Here is a 22,023-nt window from a genome sequence, read left to right as displayed (position 1 = left end):
TTTATCATGGTCGTTTCATAATTTCTTTCTGTTTACACTTTTTAGGGATTGCATCTGCATTCATATTATTTTGTAGTCTGTAAGTTCATGGCTTCTGACCCGTTATTTCTTTTTCTGGCCATCAGCAAGACCGAAGAAACAAATACAGACAGAAGGCCGGTCAGAATACTCAGGTATAAATAGCCCTTAGAGAACTCAGGAATTAAAATGGCTGATGCCGCGCCTAAAACATGATAAGAAGGAATAACTCCTGTAAATAAGTAGGCTTGCACTATTACGATAACACAAATAAAAAGAAGCATAAAAAAACTATGCTTAACAGTAAACCTGAAAAGATCAGATTCCTTGCCTACCAATCCACCGGCTGCTGCTGCAATGGCAATAGATTGCGGAGATATCATTTTTCCGACTACGCCACCGGAAACATTCGCAGCTACAGTCACTACCGGGTCTACACCGATTGAAGCTGCAGTGGAAGCCTGAAGTTTACCAAACAAGGCATTGGCGGAAGTATCAGATCCTGTAATAAACACGCCAAGCCATCCAAGCATAGGTGCAAAAAAAGGAAACAGGAAACCCGTTTTTGCCAATGCTTCCGCCATGGTTATCGTAATACCGGAATCATTCACGATATAAGCAAATCCCAAAACGGAGGCTACAGTAATGATTGGAAATTTCAATTGCTTTAGTGTTTGCAGGAAAATCTTGGCCCCTGTTTTATAATCCAGACCTATCACCGGTATTGTGATCAATGCAGAAATGAGTATCGCCGTCCCCGATGCAGATAAATAATTGAACTTAAAAATATGTGGTATTAAATTCCCTTTATTATCACTGATGGCATGATGAAGACCCGGTATTTTGAATTCGATAAGCCCGATAGCGTTGAGAACCTGCTTGACTGGCTGTAGTCCCCAGGTTATGATCAGTATTGTCAGTAATATAAAGGGAGACCAGGCCCTGACTAACTGGATACCTGAAAAATCAGCTTCTGTATCCAGTGTTGGAGTCGGTTCATCCGGAAAGCGCCATAACTTTTTTGGCTTCCAGAATTTCAAAAAAATAACCAGGGAAATAATTGACCCTACGCCGGCAATAACGTCCGGAAGTGCCGGGCCCAAAAAATTGGAGGAAAGAAATTGCAGCACCGCAAAAGAAAAACCCGATACTAAAATGGCCGGCAGAATTTCCATTGACTTTTTGATTCCGCACATTAGAAACACTAAGTAAAAAGGAAGCATGATTGACAGGATCGGTAATGTCCTTCCTACCATTTTTGAAATAGCCATTTCAGGAATAGCAGTAACCTGTGATGCTACAGTGATAGGAATACCAATGGCGCCAAAAGCAACCGGGGCTGTGTTAGCAATGAGGCATATCCCCGCTGCATACAACGGATTGAATCCAAGGCCAACCAGCATAGCCGCCGTAATGGCCACCGGTGCGCCAAAACCTGCAGTGCCTTCCAGGAAGGAACCAAAAGAAAAGGCAATCAATAGTGCCTGCAATCTCCGGTCGGAGGTAATAGACCCCATAAAATGTTTGATGATCCCGAACTGGCCGCTATGCACCGTGATATTGAACAGAAAAACGGCTGTAATTACAATCCAGCAGATGGGAAACAAACCATATAAAGCCCCATTGAACGTTGAAAGTAAAGCAAGCTTTACCGGCATCCCGTATATGATTACAGCAATCACAATAGCAATCGCGGTGGCACATAAGCTGGCCTTATAGCCCTTCATTTTTTTTACTATCAGTGCCCAGAAAATAAACAGTACCGGGATAACTGCTACAAGTGCAGATAAACCAATATTATTAAACGGGTCAACAAGTTGTTTCCAATCCATAGTTGTTAATTCTTATAGCAAATTCCTGTTGCTAATCAATATTCGCCTACTTATTCTCTAACCTTTGATATTACTTTATCATCTCCTTCCGTTTCCCAAACTCAAATCATTATAAGCTGTGTTTTCATCAATTGAGTTTAACCTTACTCACCATAAATTCTCTGCTCATTTATACAATGCCGCTATTTCAAAATCCCCGATTGATGGTATGATGAATTCGACGATGTTGCCATTTTGCCTGATGGATAGAGGCTTACCTGATCGCAGTAATTGGGCTCTTGAAATTTTAACACCATTGGGTAGTTGCATTCTCACTCTTTGCTCGCCTATTGGATAAACCTTCCTGATCGAAGCGCGGGTCATATTGGGGTTATTGTAATTTAAAATATGCAGTGCAAATCCTGGTTCTGTTTCCCAGGCAAAAACTTCTACATAACCTTCCCCTTCTACCGAAATATTAATTTTATCCTTCATCATCCATCTTACAGAATTTTGAATGATCCTGCTAAGGTCTGTACTTCCCCGTGTCCATACATTTTTGTCTATATCAGTTGGGAAGTAAACAAGCCGGCTATTCCCTTTTTCCCTTACTACAATGGCCGGGTTATCTGTTTCCTGGCCGGAACTATCAATCTCTTTACGAGGATAGGGATAAACCATTTCAGGAATACCATTGGGGAATGGTGGCACAATATCCAATACGTGCCTGCCGGATGCTTTTATCGGAACATAAAATTCTCCACCCGGAAGTTGCTCAAGCATTTCAAACTCCCTGAAGATTTCATGCTTATCATTAATTTTTGTGTAGAATACCTGTCCCCGTGGTCCTTTGTAATCACTTTTCAAATGAACATCGAAAATATCCGATAAAGCAAAATCATTACGTGGCTTACCCCACTCATCATACATTCCCGTTTCAAATGTTGCCAATAATGAACCACCCCTGTTGACAAAACTTTTCAGGTTATTGGCCTGCTCATTGCTGAGTAATGCAATATTGGGCAAGATAAGCGCATTATAATTTTTAAGACCTTCAGGCGTCAGGTCATTTACATGAATAAAATCAAAGACAAACCTTCCTTCCAGGAGCGCATAATAAATTCCCTGGAGGTAATCAGTGGAGTTTCCCCTTTCGTTAGGATTGACGGGATCGCCCCAATAACCGCCGGGAACCCTTCCCGGTGCTTTGTATAATTCATTTACTTTATTAGAAAAAACAACACCAAGGCGGGCCATCGGTTTTTTATTGAAAAAATGTTTTTCATTTTTTTCAAGCCATTGATAATACTTGCGCCCTATTTCCTGCCAGCGATTATCAGGCAGGTCACTGCCCAACCATACCAGCCAGGGAATCATTCCGCTTGAAGTTGTTTGGGCCAACCATAAATTTGTTTCTGCTTCTGAATTGCTGCTATGGCGCCAAGGACCGGTTTTTGTACCGACAACATTGGTTACCGGCCGTCCTTTCATTACCGCATAAGCCACTTTGCCTTGTTGGGCACAATCCCAAATAGGTGTGCCACCACCTCTGCCCTGGTGATCGGTAGTGATCCAGTCCGCAAGATTACCCACCTGTTGCAAATCCTGGATCGCTCCGATACCTCCGGCTATATTGACGTTATAAACAATTTTCTGTCCTTTCTTTCTTACTGTCGAATTCAGCAGGTTTATGGTTTCAAGCGTTCGTGTCATTGCTATTTCCGATACCTCTTTTGTTGATAGATTTCCAAGCCGTTTACAACTCTCACAATGACATACATGTGGAGGAAGTTCTACCTGTGGCCAGCTATTGGTAAAGAAGCCATCCACATCATAGTTTGCCATGATCTCATTCATGATCTTTGGCACCTGTTCATTTCGATAATTGGAAAAAAGACAGGTACGATAGATCCACGGAGTTTCCGAGTGTTCACGGGGACTCCCATCTTCATTCTTTTCTACCCACTCCGGTCTTTGCGCATAAATATCCTTGTGAAGAAAATTGGTTTCAATACGTGCAATTACCTTAATACCTTTTTTCTTTAATGCTTTTAGATAATCACCGAACACATCCCGGTTGCCGAGGAACTGGCTTTTGTAATGATGCGGAAGTTTTGTAGGGTACATGGCTATGAATCCGCCCGCTGTAATAATTATTGCATTCAATTTAAGACTTGCCCAATAGTCTACCCACTTATCTATATCTAAGTTTTTGGGATCATATTCATTCAGGTTGTGCTGTGCTACCCGTCGCATTTTTAAATACCATTTTTCTCCCGGATCAGTTATTGCATGAAAAGCGGATGCGGTGTTAGACAATAATAAACCAGCCGAAGCCAATGCTGAACTTGTAATAAAATCACGTCTTGTTTGTGCCATATTTTACTCTTAAATTATTAGTTGAAAAAGGAAATAAATTAACCGCTGCCGGTATTATAAGTTGCTGACCGCTTTTTAGTTCTTATACAATGCTGCTATTTCAAAATCTTCGATAGAAGAAATAGTAAATTCAATGAGATTTCCTGTTTGTTTAAACTTCAATGGTGTTTCGGAGCGAATCAGTTCTCCTTTTGTAATAGTTACACCACCAGGCAATTTCATTTTTACTTTTTGTTCACCGATAGGATAAAATTTTCTGATTGAAGCCCTTGCCATATTGGGGTTATTATAATTCAGAATATGAATGGCAAATCCTGGCTCTGTTTCCCAAACAAAAATTTCTATGTTACCTTCTCCCTGCACACTTACAACCGACTCCCCTTTCAACATCCAGCTGACCGATTGTTGAATCAGTTTGCTCAAATCAGCGCTTGATCTGGTCCAAGTGTTTTTATCAATATCAGAAGGAAAATAAACGAGCCGGCTCTTACCTTTCTCACGGATCACCATTGCCGGCTCATTACTTTTTTGCCCAGGATAATCCAATTCTTTTCGCTGATGTGCATATACCATTTCCGGAATTCCGTTAGGATAGGGAGGAATAATAGTCAGTACATGCTGACCTGGTGCAGTGACAGGAACGTAGTATTCGCCACCGGGAAGTATAGTGGTATCGCCAAAGCCATTTACTATAGCATGTTCGGCATTGATCGTTGCATAAAAAATTTGTCCCTTTGGTTTTTTATACCCGGGCATCAGCCGAATATCAAAAACATCAGCCAATGCAAAATCATTACGCAGGCTACCCCATTCATCATAAATACCAGTTTCAAAAGTTGCCAATAAAGAGCCTCCATTTTTTACAAAGGTTTTTATATTTCCGGCTTGTTCGTCACTAAGCAACGCAATGTTGGGCATTATTAGCGCATCATAGTTTTTAAGGGTCTCTGGACTGAGATCATCTTCATGTATCAAATCGAATGGAAACCTTCCTTCAAGCAATGCATAGTAAATACCCTGCAAATAGTCTATTGGATTGCCTTTGGCATTCGGATCAACGGGACGCCCACCATATCCTCCTGGTACATTACCGGGTGCATCGTATAATTCATTTAATTTCTGAGAAAAGACAACCCCCAAACGAGACATTGACCGTTTATTAAAAAAATGCTTTTGATGTTTGGCCAGCCATTGATAATATTTACGCCCTATTTCCATCCACCGTTTATCTTGTACCTCACTTCCAAGATATACCCACCAAGGTATCATTCCGCTGGAAGTTGTTTGTGCTAACCATAAAATAGTTTCAGCTTCTGCGTTAGTGCTATGCCTCCATGCCCCGGTTTTAATTCCAACAACATTTGTTACAGGTTTTCCTTTCATTACCGAATAAGCAACTCTGCCCTGTTGCGCACAATCCCATACCGGTGTATTGCCTCCTCTGCCCTGGTGATCACAGGTGATCCACTTCGCCCTGTCCCCGATTTTTTTAATATTTTGAATGGCCCCGATACCACCTGCGATATTCACATTATAAATTATGCCTGACCTTTTTTCGTTGACTACGTTAGTTATTTTATTGATTGTTTCCAGTGTTCGTTTCATGTGTTCTTCGGATATCTCCTTCCGTGACAATTTGCCCAGGCTTTTGCAACTATCGCAATGGCATATACGCGGCATGCCACCAACCTGGGGCCAGCTATTCGTAAAAAATCCATCAACATCATAAAGGGACATTATCTCCTTCATGATTTTTGGAACCTGTTCATTTCTATAATTGGAAAAAAGACAGGTGCGATATATCCAGGGCGTTTCGGCATGCTCCCGTGGAGACCCGTCTGCGTTTCTTTCAAACCATTGTGGATACTCACTGAATATATCCTTATGCAAATAGTTGGTTTCAATTCTTGCTATTACCCTGATGCCTTTTTTCTTTAATGCTTTGAGATAATCTCCGAATAGATCCCTGCCGCCAAGGAACTGACTTTTATAATGACCCGCTATCTTTGTCGGATACATCGCCATCAATCCCCCACCCGTTAAAATGATTGCATCTAGTTTCAACTCATCCCAATAATTAACCCAGTAATCAATATCCAGGTTTCGTGGATCATATTCATTTAAGTTGTGCTGTGCAACTCTTCGCATCCTTAAATGCCAGTCATCCCCTGGATTTCCCATCGGTTGAAAAGCGAACAATGGGTCAGCAAACAAGGAGGTGGCAGTTATTATTGAAGTTGAAGCCAGGAACTTGCGGCGGGAAATATCCATAACTAATTATTTAGACTTGATAGAAAAAGCATTTTGTTTAAAGCACTACCATCAGTTATACCCAGGGTTTTGAGGGAAAACAGAATTGTCATTTATCAATTGCACCTGGCTAAGCGGCACCGGGAAAAACGTCATATGCTGCAACATTCCGTAAGGTTGCATTATGCTGAAAGCTCGTCCTGTTCTTACCAGGTCAAACCATCGGTGTCCTTCAAAAGCAAGTTCGAGTCGCCTTTCTGTATAAATTTTTTCTCTTGTATCATCTTTCGATAAACCTGTGTAAGCCGACAGGGCTACCCGTTGACGAACCTGGTTGAGGAATTCTAAAGCCTGGTCAGTCTTTCCATTTTCATTCAGCGCCTCAGCATACATTAACAGTACATCAGCATACCTGATCACTTTCCAGTTTACTTTACTGTCACCGCCACTTGCTACGGATGTTATATATTTTTTCGTATACGATTGGGAGGTGTTCGGCAACAATGGAATGAAGTTTCCGTTTTGATCAGTAAACCCTCCTTTGGCTACAGAAATATTCTTCCTGGGATCATTACCCTGCAGATCAAACTCATCAAAGATGGATTTAGTGGGTGAGTTTCTTTCGCCCAATGCTCCTTTAATTCCATAGTAGTTTGCCATAGGGACCGAAATAGGCAAAAAGTCATTGGTATAATTGCTGCCCAGGCTTATTCCTTCTTCAAATTCTATGTCAAAAATATATTCGTTATGATGTTCATTTTTTGTATAATCGAACAGGTCGTTGAACTTCGGCAACAGGGAATAACCCATCGTCGTAACTTCCTGCAGTTTGATTTCCGCTTTGGAAAAATCTTTAATGGTCAGGTATACCTTTCCTAAAAGTGATTTGGCCGCACCTTTGGTAATTCGTCCAACATCCTGGCCCGTATATTTTGCCGGCAAATTATTCTCCGCATCAGTTAAATCCGGAATAATCACCTGGCTGTATATATTGTCAACCGTTTCCCTCCCGGCGTTATAGGCTTCTTCGAGAGAAATAACTGTGGTGATCTTGGGAACAGCCCCGAAAATTCTTACTAAGTCAAAATAGGCAAGGGCTCTTAAAAATTTTGCTTCTCCTATGTGACGCTTTTTGTTTGTTACAATAGCCGTATCTGTTTTTTCGATCTGGTCTAAAATATTATTGGCCCTGTTAATCAGAATATAATAATTCCTCCAGGTATCCCTGATCAGAGAAGCATCACTGGCCAATGTAAAATTGTCGACGGTGAGCAGGGATATATTGCTGAATATTTCCTGTTGTGAGTCGTCACTGCGCAGATCTCCAAACACCCAGAAGTTTCTATATTGGATTTGCAATTCCCTGTAACAGCCGATAACAGCATCCTGGAAATCTTTATCAGTTTTATATAGTACATCAATGGTAACAGACGATTCTGGCCTTGCTTCGATAAAATCTTTTTTACAGGAAAATATAAGAACAGGTGTCAGTCCAAGCAAGAAGAGTAATTTTTTCATACCTGTAATTTTTTAGTTTTTTGAATAAGCTTAAAATGAAATATTCAAACCGATGATAAGGCTTTTAGCCAACGGATAGTCGTTAGACTCATTGCCCGGTCTTAAAGGATCGCTGCTAAAACTAACATCGGGATTAAAAGCTGTATTTTTTGTAATAAGGAAAGGGTTGGTTGCATTTACATAAACCCTGGCTGCATTTAACTTCAGCTTTGAAAGGAATTGACGGGGCAATGAATAGCTTACTATGATGTTATTGAACCTGAGATAGGTTCCGTTATCCAGGTAACGTTGACTTGGAAGTCTCACCCCTCCTGTAGGAGCGTCATTAGGCCTTGGTGTTTTACCGTCTCCGGGCTCCTGTTCAGATTTCCAGTAATTGTTATTGAAAGCATATACTCTCACCCTTGCTCTTGTACTATTTCCGGCACTTCTCGACAGATCATAAATCTTATTTCCATGTGAGCCCTGCAGGCTGATCGTCAGGCTAAAATTTTTGTATGAAAAATTATTGGTCATTCCATAATAGAAATCCGGGTATGGAGTTCCCATGATGGTATTATCAAAACTATTGATGATGCCATCCGGTTTTCCATTCGGTCCGCTTACGTCTTTAAACCTTACGTCGCCGACCCTTGAGTGGTCACTGGCCCCCGGGTTATAAATTGGCCCCTTGTTCAGCTCTGCCTGGTTTTTAAAAATACCATCCACGATTAAACCATAGAACATACCGATGGGTTGTCCCAGCATCGTGACATTGTTATCCGTAAAAATCGGGTCGCCTTCCGGTCCAAGTTTTACAACTTTGTTACGATAGGTGGATAAATTAAAATCGGTAGTCCATATCAATTTCTTATCAAGGTTGACTGATCGCACAACAAATTCCCAACCGGTGTTTTGAACCTCACCAATATTTTTCAGCGCATTGGTAAATCCGGTAATAGCCGGGATATTGACATTCAATAAAAGATCTTTATTTTTTGACCTGAAATAATCTACTGTAAGAGACAATCGTCTTTCCAGGAAACTGGCATCTATTCCTATGTTGACTGACTGCTGCTTTTCCCATGTCAAAGAAGGATTGGAAAGTCTTTGGGGTGCAAATCCCCCTACCGCAACGCCACCTAAATCATAAGTGAGGTAATTGATAGTGGCGTATTGTTCATAGTTTCCAATATTATTATTCCCGGTTTCTCCATAACTGGTTCGCAACTTCAATTCATTTACAAACTCAATGCTTTTAAAAAAATCTTCATCCGAAATTCTCCAGGCTACTGCTGCCGAAGGAAAAACCCCATACTTTTTATTGGCGCCAAACCGGGAAGATCCATCGGTACGTATGGAAGCTGTCAGGTAATATTTATTATTGAAATTATAATTCAATCTCGCCAGGTAAGACAATATTGACCAGGTGTATTTTTCGGAGGTCCCGTTAGTGATCTGCCCGCCAACAGCGCTTAGCGTTTGTATTAAATTATTAGGATACCGGTTGCTTTCCAAAAAATTTGAATACCCGCTTTCTTTTTGCGCGGTATAACCAACAAGCCCGGCCAGGTTATGTTTATTTAACTTTTTACTATAATTCAATGTGGCTTCCGTTATCCAGTTTATACTTGAAAATGAATTATCAGTTCCGGTTGGCGGATTATTAAAAAAAACCGGGAGGCTTGGTTTAAATGTCATCCTTTTTGTATTCAAAAAACTTGCACCGGCTAATACACTCAGCTTTAGGTCTTCGATTATTTTATAATCGACATTTACATTGCTGAGCAGCCTGAAGGATTTTTGATTGGCCTTATATTCATTTGCCACTGCCAAAGGATTTGAAAAATTTGCCTGTGCCGCCAGTCCGCCAAAAAAGAAATATTCACCATTTTCATCCAGCAAAGGATAAAAATTGTGAGTTGCCATAGCGCTTCCTAATATTCCTTCGCCCTGATTACCTGTTGTTGGCAGTGCATTTTTATCGGTATAGGAGGGGTTGAGATTGATCCGGGCGGAAAGCCTGTTTGATAATTTGGCATCAATATTTGCTCTTAGTGAATACCTGTCAAAATTGCTATTCAGTATGATCCCTTTTTGTGTCAGGTACTCACCGCTCAGAGCATACTTTACATTTTCATTCCCACCAGTAGCGGTCAATTGATATTGACTTTGTGGAGCAGTATGCAGTACCACATCTAATGCATCAACATCATGCATATTTCTGCCTTCAAGTACATCAAGAATCACCGGCGGTACAATCCTGAACCAGGTTTCAGGCGGACCGGTAACAGGACGGCCTTCATCAATATTCCTGTTTTTAATCCCATCATAAAAGTATTGAGCCATCTCCTTTGCATTCATCATCTCCGGCTTTTTGGCAACTTTTTGCCAGCCGGTGTACGTATCAAAAGTTATCATTGGCTTACCGGCCCGACCTCTCTTCGTATTGATAATGATAACTCCATTAGCTCCCCGTGATCCATAAATGGCAGTGGCGGATGCGTCTTTTAAAATATCTATGCTTTCAATATCGTTTGGATTTAATGTCTCAATACTTCCGACAGGATATCCATCCACAACATATAACGGGTCCGGGCCGGCCGAAATACTTCCAATTCCTCTTATACTGATTTGTGGTGCCACACCCGGCTCCCCGGAAACCGGTTTTACCTGGACACCCGCTACTTTTCCGAGCAACGCCTGGTCAATACGAGTTGAAGCAAGATCTTTAAATTCCTTACTGCTTACTGATGCAATAGATCCGGTCAGGTCCTTTCTTTTTTGTGTGCCATAGCCTATCACAATCACCTGGTCCATTGAGATCACTGACTCTTTCATAGTAATGACAAGAGACAGGTCGCTGCTTTCTTTAACACTATAGCCTGATAAAGTTTGGGATTCAAATCCTGCAGCAGAGAAACTAAAGCTGTAAGGTCCGCCGGAAGGGATTTTTGAAAAGGAAAAAATTCCGCTGCTATCCGTGGTGGTGCCGGACGTAAAATTATTCTTTGTATTCCTGATAATAACATTCACGTTGGGAATGGGTCCGTTGTTATCGGTCACTACGACCCCTTTGATGTTACTGTTCTTTTGTTGCCCTATACATTCGCTCGATTGACTAAAGAAAAAAAAGAAAATAAGCGCAACCAAACATAACCTGTTTGTAACTTGATTTGGATTCATATGCAAGCAGTGTTGTTTAGATTAAAAATCACCGGTCAATCGAAACTACCGGCACATCAGTTTTTCTTTTGAATCAGAAATCCATTGTTTTCCTGGCTCACTTTTAAACCATTTAGTGTTGCTATTCGCTCTAATATATTTTTCAGTTCTTCTGATTTTTCGAATTTGCCAATAAAATACATTCTCTTTACCTCTTTCTTCCGGTAGACAATTTTCACCTGGAACATATTGGCTAATTGATCAAACACCTCATCCAGGGCTTGATTATTAAACATAAACCATGAGCCTCCACTATCACCGGGCAAAGAAGGGTTATCTTCTACCACCTTTTTATTGCTTTTTATTATTTTCCCGGAAACCGTTGCTGTCCTGAATGACCTGACTCTTGCATTTACTTTTACCTTGTCATACACCAACTCAGTGCCTGGTAGTAGTATATATTCCCGGTCGAGTTTTTTTGGTGTTTCAAGAGATGATTTTACAACAACCTTACCCTCGTACAACCTGATTGCGATTTTATCGCTCTCCGGGTATGAGGTGACTGTAAACTCAGTACCTAATGCTGTAGTGGAGACATCACCTGTCAACACCGTAAATGGTCTTGTGCGATCTTTTGCAACGGAGAACTCAGCCTTCCCGGTCAACCCGATATTCCTACGATTATGCTCAAACTTTTCTTTGTAGCTTACCTCACTATTTTTGTATAACACAATCTCAGATCCGTCTTCCAACCGGATTTTTTTAGGTATGACTGAGGTATTAATTTCTTTCCTGATAACAACGCTATAGCTATTATCAATCTTATCATTTGTTTTTATCGCTAACTGCTTTTCCCCCGGAATATTCATGAAAATATTTCTTCCCATCCAAACGATTAATAGTACCGAGGCCGCTACAGCGCTCGCCAGTACTATTTTTTTATTGATTGTTCTTTTTCTGAAAGCAATGCCGTTAAAATCCGCTTTCTCCGACTCACTGGCATGTTCATCCCCTACAACTTTTAGATGACCGGCCGATCTTTTTTTCCTGAAATATTCCCATTCACTATCAATATTTATCTTTTCCATACTGTGATCAACATCAATAAGTTCCCATGATCTCTTTACTTTTTCAAAATAATCCGCATTTTGACCGCTATCATTAATCCAGTTCCGTACGAGTATTTTTTCCTCCTCACTCAACTCATTTGACAGATATTTTATTAATAGATCGTCCATCGGGTTGTCATTGTGCGTGCAGCAGTAAAACGATTTGGAATGAAAACACCCTTACAGGAAAGAAAAAAAATTGAAGGATAATACCGGGTGGTAAAACAATATTTCTCGGAGTAAGGTAATGGGATAACTCTTGCCTCAATTATGAACGCCCTGTTCTTCTGCGCTTTACCGCTTTTTATTGAATATTCATTTGGTCTGCCACTTCAGCAGTTTCCATTTGTTTCTACCGGCAGCGTTCTATATTTTTTCTATTTCAATAGCAATTCAGCTACAGCTGCCTAGATATACTCATTTACTTAATCTCAATATTTTCAAACTCGTTCCTGAATTTATGCTGACGTGTTTGAACAAGATTTTGCAGAATTTTCTTTTTGGATCTGCCGGGTTTAAGAACATCCGGGCTATTAGATTTTAAATGATCACTTAAATTCACTTCTATCGCTTATAACCTAATTCCTGCTCCCGCTTTAACCATATTGATTCCAATCTATACAGCTCAAGATTCAGCACCTGGCATTCGCCTTCTGAAGCCGATAGACCAAGGTTCATATTCGATGCGTCGGGGTAAAACAACCTGGTAAAGGTTACTTCGCCTTCGTTTGCATATATTTCGATTGAATTTCTGTCGACGATAAATCTTAATTTGACCTGATTATTTGCCGGGGTTATTTTTTCCTTCGCCCCCATGAAAGAAAGCTCCTGCAGCGATGAATTGTAAATGATCTTTTCTCCCCTGATATCAAATACGATTTCTTTTGATTTGCCCAGGTCAATTGTCGCAATGATCTCGAACACATCTCCCTTTATCTCCTCCATCAATTTTATTCCAGGCTTTATAGCTAAATTTTGCCAGGCATGCGGATCATATCGTAATTGTTTTATTCCATCAATTGGATTCCTGCATAACACTATTCTGCCATTGATAGTTTTTAACGAAAGCTCCACGGGAAAAATCATTTGCTGGCTCCATATCCTGTCATGAAACGGTGGCTCATTAATCATCATGAAAGCCAATTGATAAAAAGGACCATCCCCTTCATAAGATTGTTTCCATGTTTGTGTGGCATAAATATCCTTTGTATAATAATTTGTCCGTCCGCCCGATGTATTCAATACAGTCTCTTCCCCCAAAGAATGTTTTTCACCGATGGGTTTAAACCGTATCCCATCGAACTCACCAACATAGTAAGAGCCGTTACCGTCAATTAAAACCCATTTCTTATTTTGTTTATTTCCATCTAAAGGCATTTCAATCATGTCAGGACATTCAAAAAAGCCATCCAGCTTACTAAGAAATTGCCAGTCCAGCAAATTATCAGACTTGTAAAAAGAAAAGCCTGGAAAATCATATATGACCATTCGCCACGACTGATCTGGTTTGAACCAAAAAACATTGGGGTCACGCCTGTTTTCTTTAGCCGGAATAACGGGGTTCTTTTTATGCCGTACCCATGTCTTTCCTGCATCAGTGCTGAAAGCAAGGCAAACGCCCCTGCCATAATCGGTATAAAAAACAGCCATTGTTTTATCGGCGCCGGTTCGAAGACCCAATGTATTATTCCAGTCAATGATGCCGCTACCGCTTCCCGGCCTGTTGTCAATAATTGTATTGGTAATTGGCGGCAGCTGCTCCCAATAAATACAGTCGTCACTGATAGCGTGGCCCCAGTTTTTATTATCCCTTCTTCTTTTTGACCATTCATCATACATATAAAACAGGTGATACTTTCCTTTATACCTTATTAATCCGGTCGGGTCCGCTATTTGGCCGGTGATAGGAGTGTAATGGACCTGGGGCCGAAGGACCTGGTTGTAATGCATGTTCTCATACACATCAGCATAGTTTAACCGATAAGGGTCGGTAGCCTCTGTTCCTTTTTTTGGAACCGAAGAAATCTCTTTTTTTGCGTTTACGGCTTCCTCAGTTATTTGCTGGGCGCCAACTTCATAGTATACCAGAAGCATTAATAGTATAATCATGCATTGATATTTCATGAAAATATCCTTGTGGTGTTAAATTTTAATAGCCGGTATTTTGAACATACAATCCTTTGGTAAAATCAATCTCCTTTTGGGGTATCGGGAAATATTCATTTTTACCTTTTGTAAAGAATGCTTTCTTTAAATAATCCCTTTTTATTTTTTCAACAGCTAAATAAGCATTCAATGTTTCCGCCGCGATACCCCATCGAACAAGATCAAAGAAACGCGGGCTTTCCATCGCAAACTCCAGGCGCCTTTCCCACTGAAGAGCCATTCTTGCATTCGCCTGCGTCCAGGTCAGATTGATACCGTCATATTCCGCGATCCGGTAATTTGAAGGACTCGAACCGTCTAAAAACTTTGTTCTTCCGGTACTGTTCTTTGCCCTGGCCCTGATTTGATTGATCAATGGCCTGGCCTCCTCTTGTCGACCTAATTCAATAAGCGCTTCCGCTTTCCATAAAAGCAAGTCGGCAAAGCGGATCACATCTACATTCTTGGAAGAACCGATATAGGGGCCCACTTTTTTAAAACAAGGACAATCGGCAGCTTGTTGTTCTTTCATATTCCCAAACGATCCATAGATCTGGGGGATTCTTTCCCAGCTATGCGAATAAAGAATTTTAGGATTATATTTAAATGGATGTCCCTGGATTCCTATGGTATGATCGATACGCGGATCAACAGTTGCTCCTGCCGATACAAGATCAGCATCTTTCAGGTCCGCGTCGTTAAATGTGTTAAACATCGGAAGGCCCTCCTGACCCGTTTTAAAAGCATTCACCATATTTTGGGATGGAATGTGAAACCAACAGCAGCCGTATTGAGGAGCATTACTATAGTTAAGGCTGGTAGACATACTCAATCTCCCATTGATAGTACCATCATTAATAGAATATTGAATGGCGAATATCGACTCGGGGCCATTATCATAATCCCATAAAAAATTCTCGGCAAAATCAGTCGACAATTTATATTTACCGGAATTGATGACATCACTTGTCAATGCAACTACTTCCTCAAGCTTGCTTTTATTGATATTAATCACCCCATGATTTTCATTTTGCTCATAGGCCTGGTAAAGTCTGACTTTTGCGAGATAGGCTTCTGCTGATAAGCGGTTGACCCTCCCCGGCTGAGACTGGCTAACGGGAAGGTTGGCGACCGCAAATTGGAAATCATCTGCAATTTTGTTCCATAACTCGTCATTAGAAAAGGTGCGATTGGAAATTTTTAAAATATCATTATCAGAAGACTCCTCATCGATATAAGGAAAGTATTTAAATAATATTTTCAAAAGAAAGTTAAGGTGCCCTCTCAGAAAACGGGCTTCACCCTGGCGGGTCTTTTTTTGAGGAAAATCTGTTTCCGAAACAGAATTGAGTTTCTTTAATGCAAAATTAGCCCTTGAGATTGCGCGATAGAGATTTGTCCAGGTAGCGGGAAAACCTGCGTTATTCGGAATTTGTGCCGCTTCTATCGTATAATATTGTTCTAACGCATCGTATTCTGTACGGTTGTTTACCGCACCTCCACCTTTATAAGCGTCATCGGAGTGCACACTTCCATAGGCCCACATGCTACTGATAGGATCTTCGCGGTCGTCATTACCTATTGCTGCATAGGCTGCAGTTACAAGGCCATCAATTGCCTCGGGAGTATTTAAATCACTTTCTGTAAGTGTACCCTTAGGTTTGGATTCTAAAAATTTCTGACAGCCAACGAAAGAAAGAATCGTTAGCAGCATTATTAATGTAATGAAGTTGTATTTCATAATAATTTGTGTTTGGAATTAAAGTGTAATGCTTAAACCTGCTGTAATAGTTGTTGGAAGCGGCCAAAAATCCAGTGAGCCTATTCTTTCAGGATCTTTACTTGTGTACTCCTTTGATTTAAGTACAAAAAGATTCTGCCCGATTAAATAAAACCTAAGACTATTTATTGAAACCTTACGAATGTTGAATGTTGGCAAACTATAGCCTAGTTGAACATTTCTGAGCCGGAAGTACGACCCATTTACAGTAAAAAAATCAGAAGGTCTTGTTTCATTATTATTGTTTACCAGGGAAAGCATTGGAACTCTCGAATTGGGATTCTGCGGTGTCCATGCATGTAAAACACCTTTTCCATTATTTGATCCTACAGCAGCAAAACTATTCAGGGACTTCATGGGATCCGTGCCATTCTTGCCGGCGACCCCGGACCCAAAGATGGAAAGATCAAAATTTTTATACCCTAAATCAATGCGCAAACCGAATTCCAAATCCGGAAGCGTGGTACCCAGCCAATCCTGGTCCAATGCATCAATTTTCCCGTCTTTATTCAGGTCCTTATACCTGATTCTGCCTATACCTTTGCCTGTTTGTGTAGCATGCGCATCCACTTCCGCCTGTGTTTGAAAAATCCCATCTGTTTTGTATCCAAAGATGGAAGCCTGTGAATGACCTAAAATAGTTTTCTCTACATTACCAGGGTAAGCTGTTCGTACTTCCTCGGGGAGACTGGTTATTTTGTCACTGAAATGAGCTGCGTTTGCACTTATAGTATAGGTAAACGCACCTGCTGTATTCGTATAATTCAACAAAAATTCCCAACCTCTATTACTTTTACTTGCACCATTCAGCCATTTTAGCTTTCCCTCACCTATAGCGCTTGCTATCGGCGGCTGAATAAGAATGTCGTAAGTTTTTCTGATGAAGTAATCAAATGTTCCACTGATCTTGTTATTTAAAAATCCAAAGTCCACACCGAGGTTCATTTCATCAGTGCTTTCCCATTTTAAATTTGAATTCCCTCCCTGAACCGAAACAAACCCCGAAGGTAATGCGCCACCATCATTTTGATTAAGGTCATATGCTGTTCCAATATTATGATATAGACCCTGGAGGGTACCATATCTTGGCTCAAAAAGTGCAAAGCTTGCCGCATCTCCTATCTCCTGGTTACCCACGCGTCCTATCCCTGCTCTCAGCTTAAGATCACTAACTGCTGAAATATTTGAAAAAAAGGTTTCATTATTTATTCTCCACCCAATGCTGAAAGCCGGAAATAAGCCGTATCTATTTTCGGAGCCAAACCGTGATGAGCCGTCTCTGCGCAACGTGGCAGCCGCTAAATACCTATTAGAAAAAGAATAGTTTATTTTCCCAAAATAAGAGAACAACCGGTTCCCTGTCCCTGAACCACTATTGGTACTTCTTCCGGACCCGGCATTAAAATATATATAATCATCCGTTTGAACGGCAAATCCTTCCCTGTATGCTCCAAACTGATCAAAATTTTGCAGGATTGCTTCTGAACCACCCAACAGGTTGAACTGCGACTGCCCCCAGTCAAATTGATAATTAATGGTATTGGACCAGGTTAAACCCGAACGGTAAGTTTGCACTTTTGACAAACTATTTACTGTTCTTGCAAGAAACCCTTCTTTAAAAGCTATATCGATATTTTTATTAAGTGTACTTGAATAATCAACTCCGAAATTCGTTTTCAGGAACAAATTTTTAACCGGTTCGAGTTGTGCATATACATTACCGAATAAAAGCAGTTCATTATTCTTGTCCCACCTGTTGATGTATTGCATATGCACTGGGTTATTTCGGTCGGGATAGCCTGCACCCAGCGCACCCGCATACTTCCCATCTGTAGTGTACACAGGAATCGTAGGAGACAAGGTTATCGCCAGGTTGGGAACAGAAGCACCTCCCAAATCATTGGTGGAGAGAACTTCTGACGACCGGGACAATTCAAAGTTCTCTCCAATTTTAAGTTTATCATTAAATAAAGTCGTGCTGGAGTTTATTCGTATGCTATACCGGTTAAAATTAGTGTACACAATCATCCCCGTGTTTTTATAATAGCCGAGGTTGATTAATAAACTCGTCTTTCTTGTACCGGCGGTTATAGTGAGATCCTGGGAATTAATAATAGCGGTTTTGTATGTTTCTTTTTGCCAATCGGTATTTCCGACGGGTTCAGTAAGGTCCCCACCTACATAGGGTACGATATTTACTTTATTCAACACCGGGTTATTATAGTCTCCATTCCAGTCATATGTATAAATGGCTTTATGCACCGTTGGATTTGTCTTATCATTAACGGCTGCCCTCCATAATGCCCTTCCTCTTTCTTCTGCATTTAATACATCTTCTCTCCAGGGCTTTTCCGTCTGAGCTGATATACTGGAGTTAAACTGGATGCTAATTTTCTCCTGTGCTCCCTTTACCAATCCTTCTTTTGTAGTTACAATAATTACTCCATTAGAGGCCCTGGATCCATAGATGGACGATGCGGAAGCATCTTTCAAAACCTGGATAGAAGCAATTGAATTGGGGTTAAGACTGGAAAAAACCTGCGCTCTTTTTGTTGGCACACCATCTATAACATACAGAGGGCTTGCATCTCCCAATGTATTTAAACCTCTGATAAGAACTCTGCGGTTGGAGCCATTAGGTACTCCGCTTGTTTCAATATATAGTCCCGGCACCCTGCCTTGCAAAGCCTGCATGGGGTTTGCTGTCGGGATATCTTTTACCTGTGCGATGTTCACCACTGAAACAGCACCGGTCAAATCCACTTTTTTTTGAGTCTGATAACCTGTTACAACAACCTGTTCAAGTTCCTTTCTTTCTTCCTCCAGTTCTATTGCAAAATCTTTCAGATTGTTACCTGCACGGACACTTGCTGCTTTCATTCCAACATAACTAAATGAAACAGTTTCACCCATGGAAACCAGGATCGAAAATTTTCCATTGGCGTCTGTAATAGTGGTTCTGTTCTTTGTTTGAACAGTTACACCCTGCATGGGGTCTTTGCTTGTTTTATTAATAACAGTTCCGGATAGTTCTTTTTCCTGGCAAAAAACAGTTATTGCATAAAACAGGAATGTAATTAAAAAGGCAAATTTTTGCATAATCGTTAGTTTAAGTTGCTATTATTGGTATGTTTTCAAGAGTACCGCATAACTCAACCTATAAAAATTCAATTGAGAAATTTTGCTCTTTTGCACGGACAGGACAAACGATTGCTGATTGAAATACTATTTTGTTCCTATTGAACTGACACAGGCTTACCGCCCTGTGTCTTTGGTTGGCAGGAAAGGTTTCAACAATATAAAATGGAGCAGTGACGGAGAAGATTCTAACACCTGGATCACAGATAAACCCGGACGGGGATACATAAAAATTAAAAGTACACTTAACTGAATCTTCGCTCCCCAGTGTTGCGACTAAGGGCCAGGAAGTAAATTTATCTTTTTCCATCTGGCAATTATTTTCAATCGTCAGGCTCCTGACTTAGAACAACAAATACCCGGATCTTTGATTTCTTGTACGAATTGTTTGCAATTTTGTTTTCGTTACACAAAAACAATAATCAGCTTGCTTGTTATAGCTTAAAAAAAATTCAGGTGTCTTGATCTGCTGTTTTACTATCAGATCTTCTATCGGGTTGTCATTGTCCGTACGCAGTAAAACGACTTGGAATGAAAACACCCTTACAGGAAAGAAAAATAATTATGGAATAAATACCGGGCAAAAAAGACCTCACTGGGCAAGGTAATAGGATAGCTTTTGTCTCAATTTTACCGACGCCCTGCCCATTTGCGTTTCAACGGTCTTTACCGAAATATTCATTTGGTCCGCTACTTCAGCATATTTCAATCCTTCATAACGGCACAGTTTAAATATTTTTTGCATTTGCAATGGCAACTCAGCTATGGCTGCCTGGATATCTGCATTCATTTGTTTAAACTCAATATTTTCAAACTCGCTCCTGAATTTGCCTACCGATGCGCTTTGAATAAGATGTTTTTCATACCTTCTTTTGACTTTATCGTGTTTAAGAACATCCAGGCTGCTATTATTTATTACCCGGTATAAATAAGCCAAAACAGGTAATTGCGGCGGAAGAGTAAGACGACTCTCCCACAGTTTTATAAATGCGGTATGTGCAATATCCTTGGCTGCCTCCATGCTAAACCCGAATTTGAGCTGGCAAAAGCCACACAGGGATACGAAATGCTTTCTGAAAAAAAGTTCGAAAGCATTATTATCAGAAAACAATTCTTCAAGTAATTGTTCTTTATTGACAATATTTACGTTTTGATGCTGACTCATTTGAACCGGGACATACTTCCAATATTATTTTATAAATGTCTGCATGGCAGTGTCTGAATACCTATTCAACGTTTTTATTTCTTTTTTACCGGCACCAGTCTGAATATAGCCCCGGGAGATTCAACCGATACATATATATATCCGTCCGGCCCCATCCTCACATCCCTTAATCGGCCGATATTCTTCAGCAGCATTTCTTCGCTGGTTATTTTATTGTTTTTTATTTTACACCTGTTCAAATACTTAAACCGGAGTGACCCTACCAGTATATCTCCCTTCCAGTTTTTATACCGGTCGCCGGTTACAAACGTCATCCCGCTTGGCGCAATGGAGGGCACCCAGTATAACTCCGGTTGTTCCATACCCTCCTTCTTTGTTAAATTAGTAATCGGCACACCATTATAATTAATGCCGTAGGTAATAACGGGCCATCCATAGTTTTTCCCCTTCCCTATGATATTGATCTCATCGCCACCCCTTGGCCCATGTTCATTGATCCATATCTCACCGGTTGCTGGATTTAATGTCATCCCTTGTGGATTACGATGCCCGTAGGAGTATATCGATGGAACAGCGTTCTCTTGGTTTACAAAAGGATTATCAGCAGGAATACTGCCATCGTCCCTGATGCGGTGAATCTTACCCAATGAATTATTGATGTTTTGAGGATTTCCTTTTTCATTGCCACGTTCGCCTACTGAAATGTATAGCATGCCATCTTTTCCAAATTGCAATCTCGAACCAAAGTGATGCCTTGTTCTTGAGAATGGCAGCGCCACAAATACGTTTTTTTGCTCCGTTAATTTGTTGCCATCAAGCCTGGCCCGCATAACTGCTGTGGTAGCCAATGTAAGGCTGTCGGTCTTTTTTGGAAGCGAATAGGAAAAATAGATCAGGTGATTCGTTGAAAATTCCGGGTGCAATGCAATATCCAATAGTCCACCCTGTCCTTCTGCCAATACTTCCGGAACACCTTCAATATTTTGTAAATCTCTACTGCGCGTAAGCCGGTACAATTTGCCCGACCGTTCTGTGACCAGCATTTCACCATCAGGAAGGAACGCCATACCCCACGGCACTTTCAGTCCTGCCACTACCGTGTCTAAACGAATATCCTGTGATGCTGATGTAAAAAGGCTGGACTGCAGGGAGACATCTTTAAAATCATATTTTTTTACATTATTAATACCATTGAGTATATAATCGGTCAGCTCATTGATTTCATCATCATTGAATGTAGTATCGAAACCGGGCATGCCCTCATCCGGCCATCCCGATTTGATTGAATAAAACAAATTCTCCTTCAGGTTTCCATGTTTCCATTTTCGGTCAACAAACATGTCCATCTGTTCACCGTGACAGCCTGAACAATAATTTTTATAATTATTTTCTGGACTTCTCTCTTTCCCTCCTTTTTCTTTCGAAACAGATGAATTTATTTTCTGCTCCAGGCAGCCTGTATGCACCAAATAAAATAGGAGCATAAAAAAAATCATCATCAAACCGGAAACTTTATACATCTTAAACTGCTTCAACCACATATCTTTTATTTTGTTTTTTTACCAA

The 22,023-nt window shown here is 40.6% G+C and carries 12 protein-coding genes; all 12 read right to left on the bottom strand.

Going from position 1 to position 22,023, the window contains the following annotated elements; genetic code table 11:
- Positions 1-65: 65 nt before the first annotated feature.
- Positions 66-1,850 (bottom strand): L-lactate permease, encoded by a 1,785-nt coding sequence (locus ACFEL9_RS05600; RefSeq protein ID WP_385886917.1) that lies wholly within the window; start codon positions 1,848-1,850, stop codon positions 66-68.
- 165 nt (positions 1,851-2,015) lie between these two features.
- Positions 2,016-4,208, bottom strand: coding sequence for an alpha-amylase family protein (locus ACFEL9_RS05595; protein ID WP_385886915.1), 2,193 nt, complete (start codon positions 4,206-4,208; stop codon positions 2,016-2,018).
- Positions 4,209-4,283: 75 nt separating this feature from the next.
- Complete coding sequence (locus tag ACFEL9_RS05590; RefSeq protein ID WP_385886913.1) at positions 4,284-6,479, bottom strand: beta-galactosidase trimerization domain-containing protein; 2,196 nt, start codon at positions 6,477-6,479, stop codon at positions 4,284-4,286.
- A gap of 51 nt (positions 6,480-6,530) precedes the next feature.
- A complete protein-coding gene (locus ACFEL9_RS05585) occupies positions 6,531-7,976 on the bottom strand; it encodes a RagB/SusD family nutrient uptake outer membrane protein (protein ID WP_385886910.1) in 1,446 nt (481 codons plus the stop codon).
- 30 nt (positions 7,977-8,006) lie between these two features.
- The gene (locus tag ACFEL9_RS05580; protein ID WP_385886907.1) at positions 8,007-11,141 is read right to left on the bottom strand and encodes a SusC/RagA family TonB-linked outer membrane protein; all 3,135 of its coding nucleotides are present in this window, start codon (positions 11,139-11,141) and stop codon (positions 8,007-8,009) included.
- Between the two features lie 56 nt (positions 11,142-11,197).
- Positions 11,198-12,358: a FecR family protein gene (locus ACFEL9_RS05575; protein WP_385886904.1), complete on the bottom strand. Its 1,161-nt coding sequence runs from the start codon at positions 12,356-12,358 to the stop codon at positions 11,198-11,200.
- Between the two features lie 435 nt (positions 12,359-12,793).
- Complete coding sequence (locus ACFEL9_RS05570) at positions 12,794-14,338, bottom strand: glycoside hydrolase family 32 protein (RefSeq protein WP_385886902.1); 1,545 nt, start codon at positions 14,336-14,338, stop codon at positions 12,794-12,796.
- A gap of 40 nt (positions 14,339-14,378) precedes the next feature.
- A complete protein-coding gene (locus tag ACFEL9_RS05565; RefSeq protein WP_385886899.1) occupies positions 14,379-16,115 on the bottom strand; it encodes a RagB/SusD family nutrient uptake outer membrane protein in 1,737 nt (578 codons plus the stop codon).
- 18 nt (positions 16,116-16,133) lie between these two features.
- On the bottom strand, positions 16,134-19,253 hold the full coding sequence (locus ACFEL9_RS05560; RefSeq protein WP_385886896.1) for a SusC/RagA family TonB-linked outer membrane protein: 3,120 nt from the start codon (positions 19,251-19,253) through the stop codon (positions 16,134-16,136).
- A gap of 58 nt (positions 19,254-19,311) precedes the next feature.
- Positions 19,312-19,602 (bottom strand): hypothetical protein, encoded by a 291-nt coding sequence (locus ACFEL9_RS05555; RefSeq protein ID WP_385886893.1) that lies wholly within the window; start codon positions 19,600-19,602, stop codon positions 19,312-19,314.
- Positions 19,603-19,884: 282 nt separating this feature from the next.
- On the bottom strand, positions 19,885-20,457 hold the full coding sequence (locus ACFEL9_RS05550) for an RNA polymerase sigma-70 factor (protein ID WP_385886890.1): 573 nt from the start codon (positions 20,455-20,457) through the stop codon (positions 19,885-19,887).
- A gap of 74 nt (positions 20,458-20,531) precedes the next feature.
- On the bottom strand, positions 20,532-21,998 hold the full coding sequence (locus ACFEL9_RS05545) for a PQQ-dependent sugar dehydrogenase (RefSeq protein WP_385886887.1): 1,467 nt from the start codon (positions 21,996-21,998) through the stop codon (positions 20,532-20,534).
- Positions 21,999-22,023 lie beyond the last annotated feature (25 nt).

The sequence above is a fragment of the Terrimonas alba genome, from assembly GCF_042434975.1.
Taxonomy (GTDB): domain Bacteria; phylum Bacteroidota; class Bacteroidia; order Chitinophagales; family Chitinophagaceae; genus Terrimonas_B; species Terrimonas_B alba.
This window is presented reverse-complemented; position numbering and strand designations above follow the sequence as displayed.

Excerpts from the sequence above, each read along its gene's own strand:
- ACFEL9_RS05595 (WP_385886915.1), bottom strand. The coding sequence starts at position 4,208 with ATGGCACAAACAAGACGTGATTTTATTACAAGTTCAGCATTGGCTTCG.
- ACFEL9_RS05575 (WP_385886904.1), bottom strand. The coding sequence starts at position 12,358 with ATGGACGATCTATTAATAAAATATCTGTCAAATGAGTTGAGTGAGGAG.
- ACFEL9_RS05550 (WP_385886890.1), bottom strand. The coding sequence starts at position 20,457 with ATGAGTCAGCATCAAAACGTAAATATTGTCAATAAAGAACAATTACTT.
- ACFEL9_RS05565 (WP_385886899.1), bottom strand. The coding sequence starts at position 16,115 with ATGAAATACAACTTCATTACATTAATAATGCTGCTAACGATTCTTTCT.
- ACFEL9_RS05555 (WP_385886893.1), bottom strand. The coding sequence starts at position 19,602 with ATGGAAAAAGATAAATTTACTTCCTGGCCCTTAGTCGCAACACTGGGG.
- ACFEL9_RS05590 (WP_385886913.1), bottom strand. The coding sequence starts at position 6,479 with ATGGATATTTCCCGCCGCAAGTTCCTGGCTTCAACTTCAATAATAACT.
- ACFEL9_RS05545 (WP_385886887.1), bottom strand. The coding sequence starts at position 21,998 with ATGTGGTTGAAGCAGTTTAAGATGTATAAAGTTTCCGGTTTGATGATG.
- ACFEL9_RS05560 (WP_385886896.1), bottom strand. The coding sequence starts at position 19,253 with ATGCAAAAATTTGCCTTTTTAATTACATTCCTGTTTTATGCAATAACT.
- ACFEL9_RS05580 (WP_385886907.1), bottom strand. The coding sequence starts at position 11,141 with ATGAATCCAAATCAAGTTACAAACAGGTTATGTTTGGTTGCGCTTATT.
- ACFEL9_RS05570 (WP_385886902.1), bottom strand. The coding sequence starts at position 14,338 with ATGATTATACTATTAATGCTTCTGGTATACTATGAAGTTGGCGCCCAG.
- ACFEL9_RS05585 (WP_385886910.1), bottom strand. The coding sequence starts at position 7,976 with ATGAAAAAATTACTCTTCTTGCTTGGACTGACACCTGTTCTTATATTT.
- ACFEL9_RS05600 (WP_385886917.1), bottom strand. The coding sequence starts at position 1,850 with ATGGATTGGAAACAACTTGTTGACCCGTTTAATAATATTGGTTTATCT.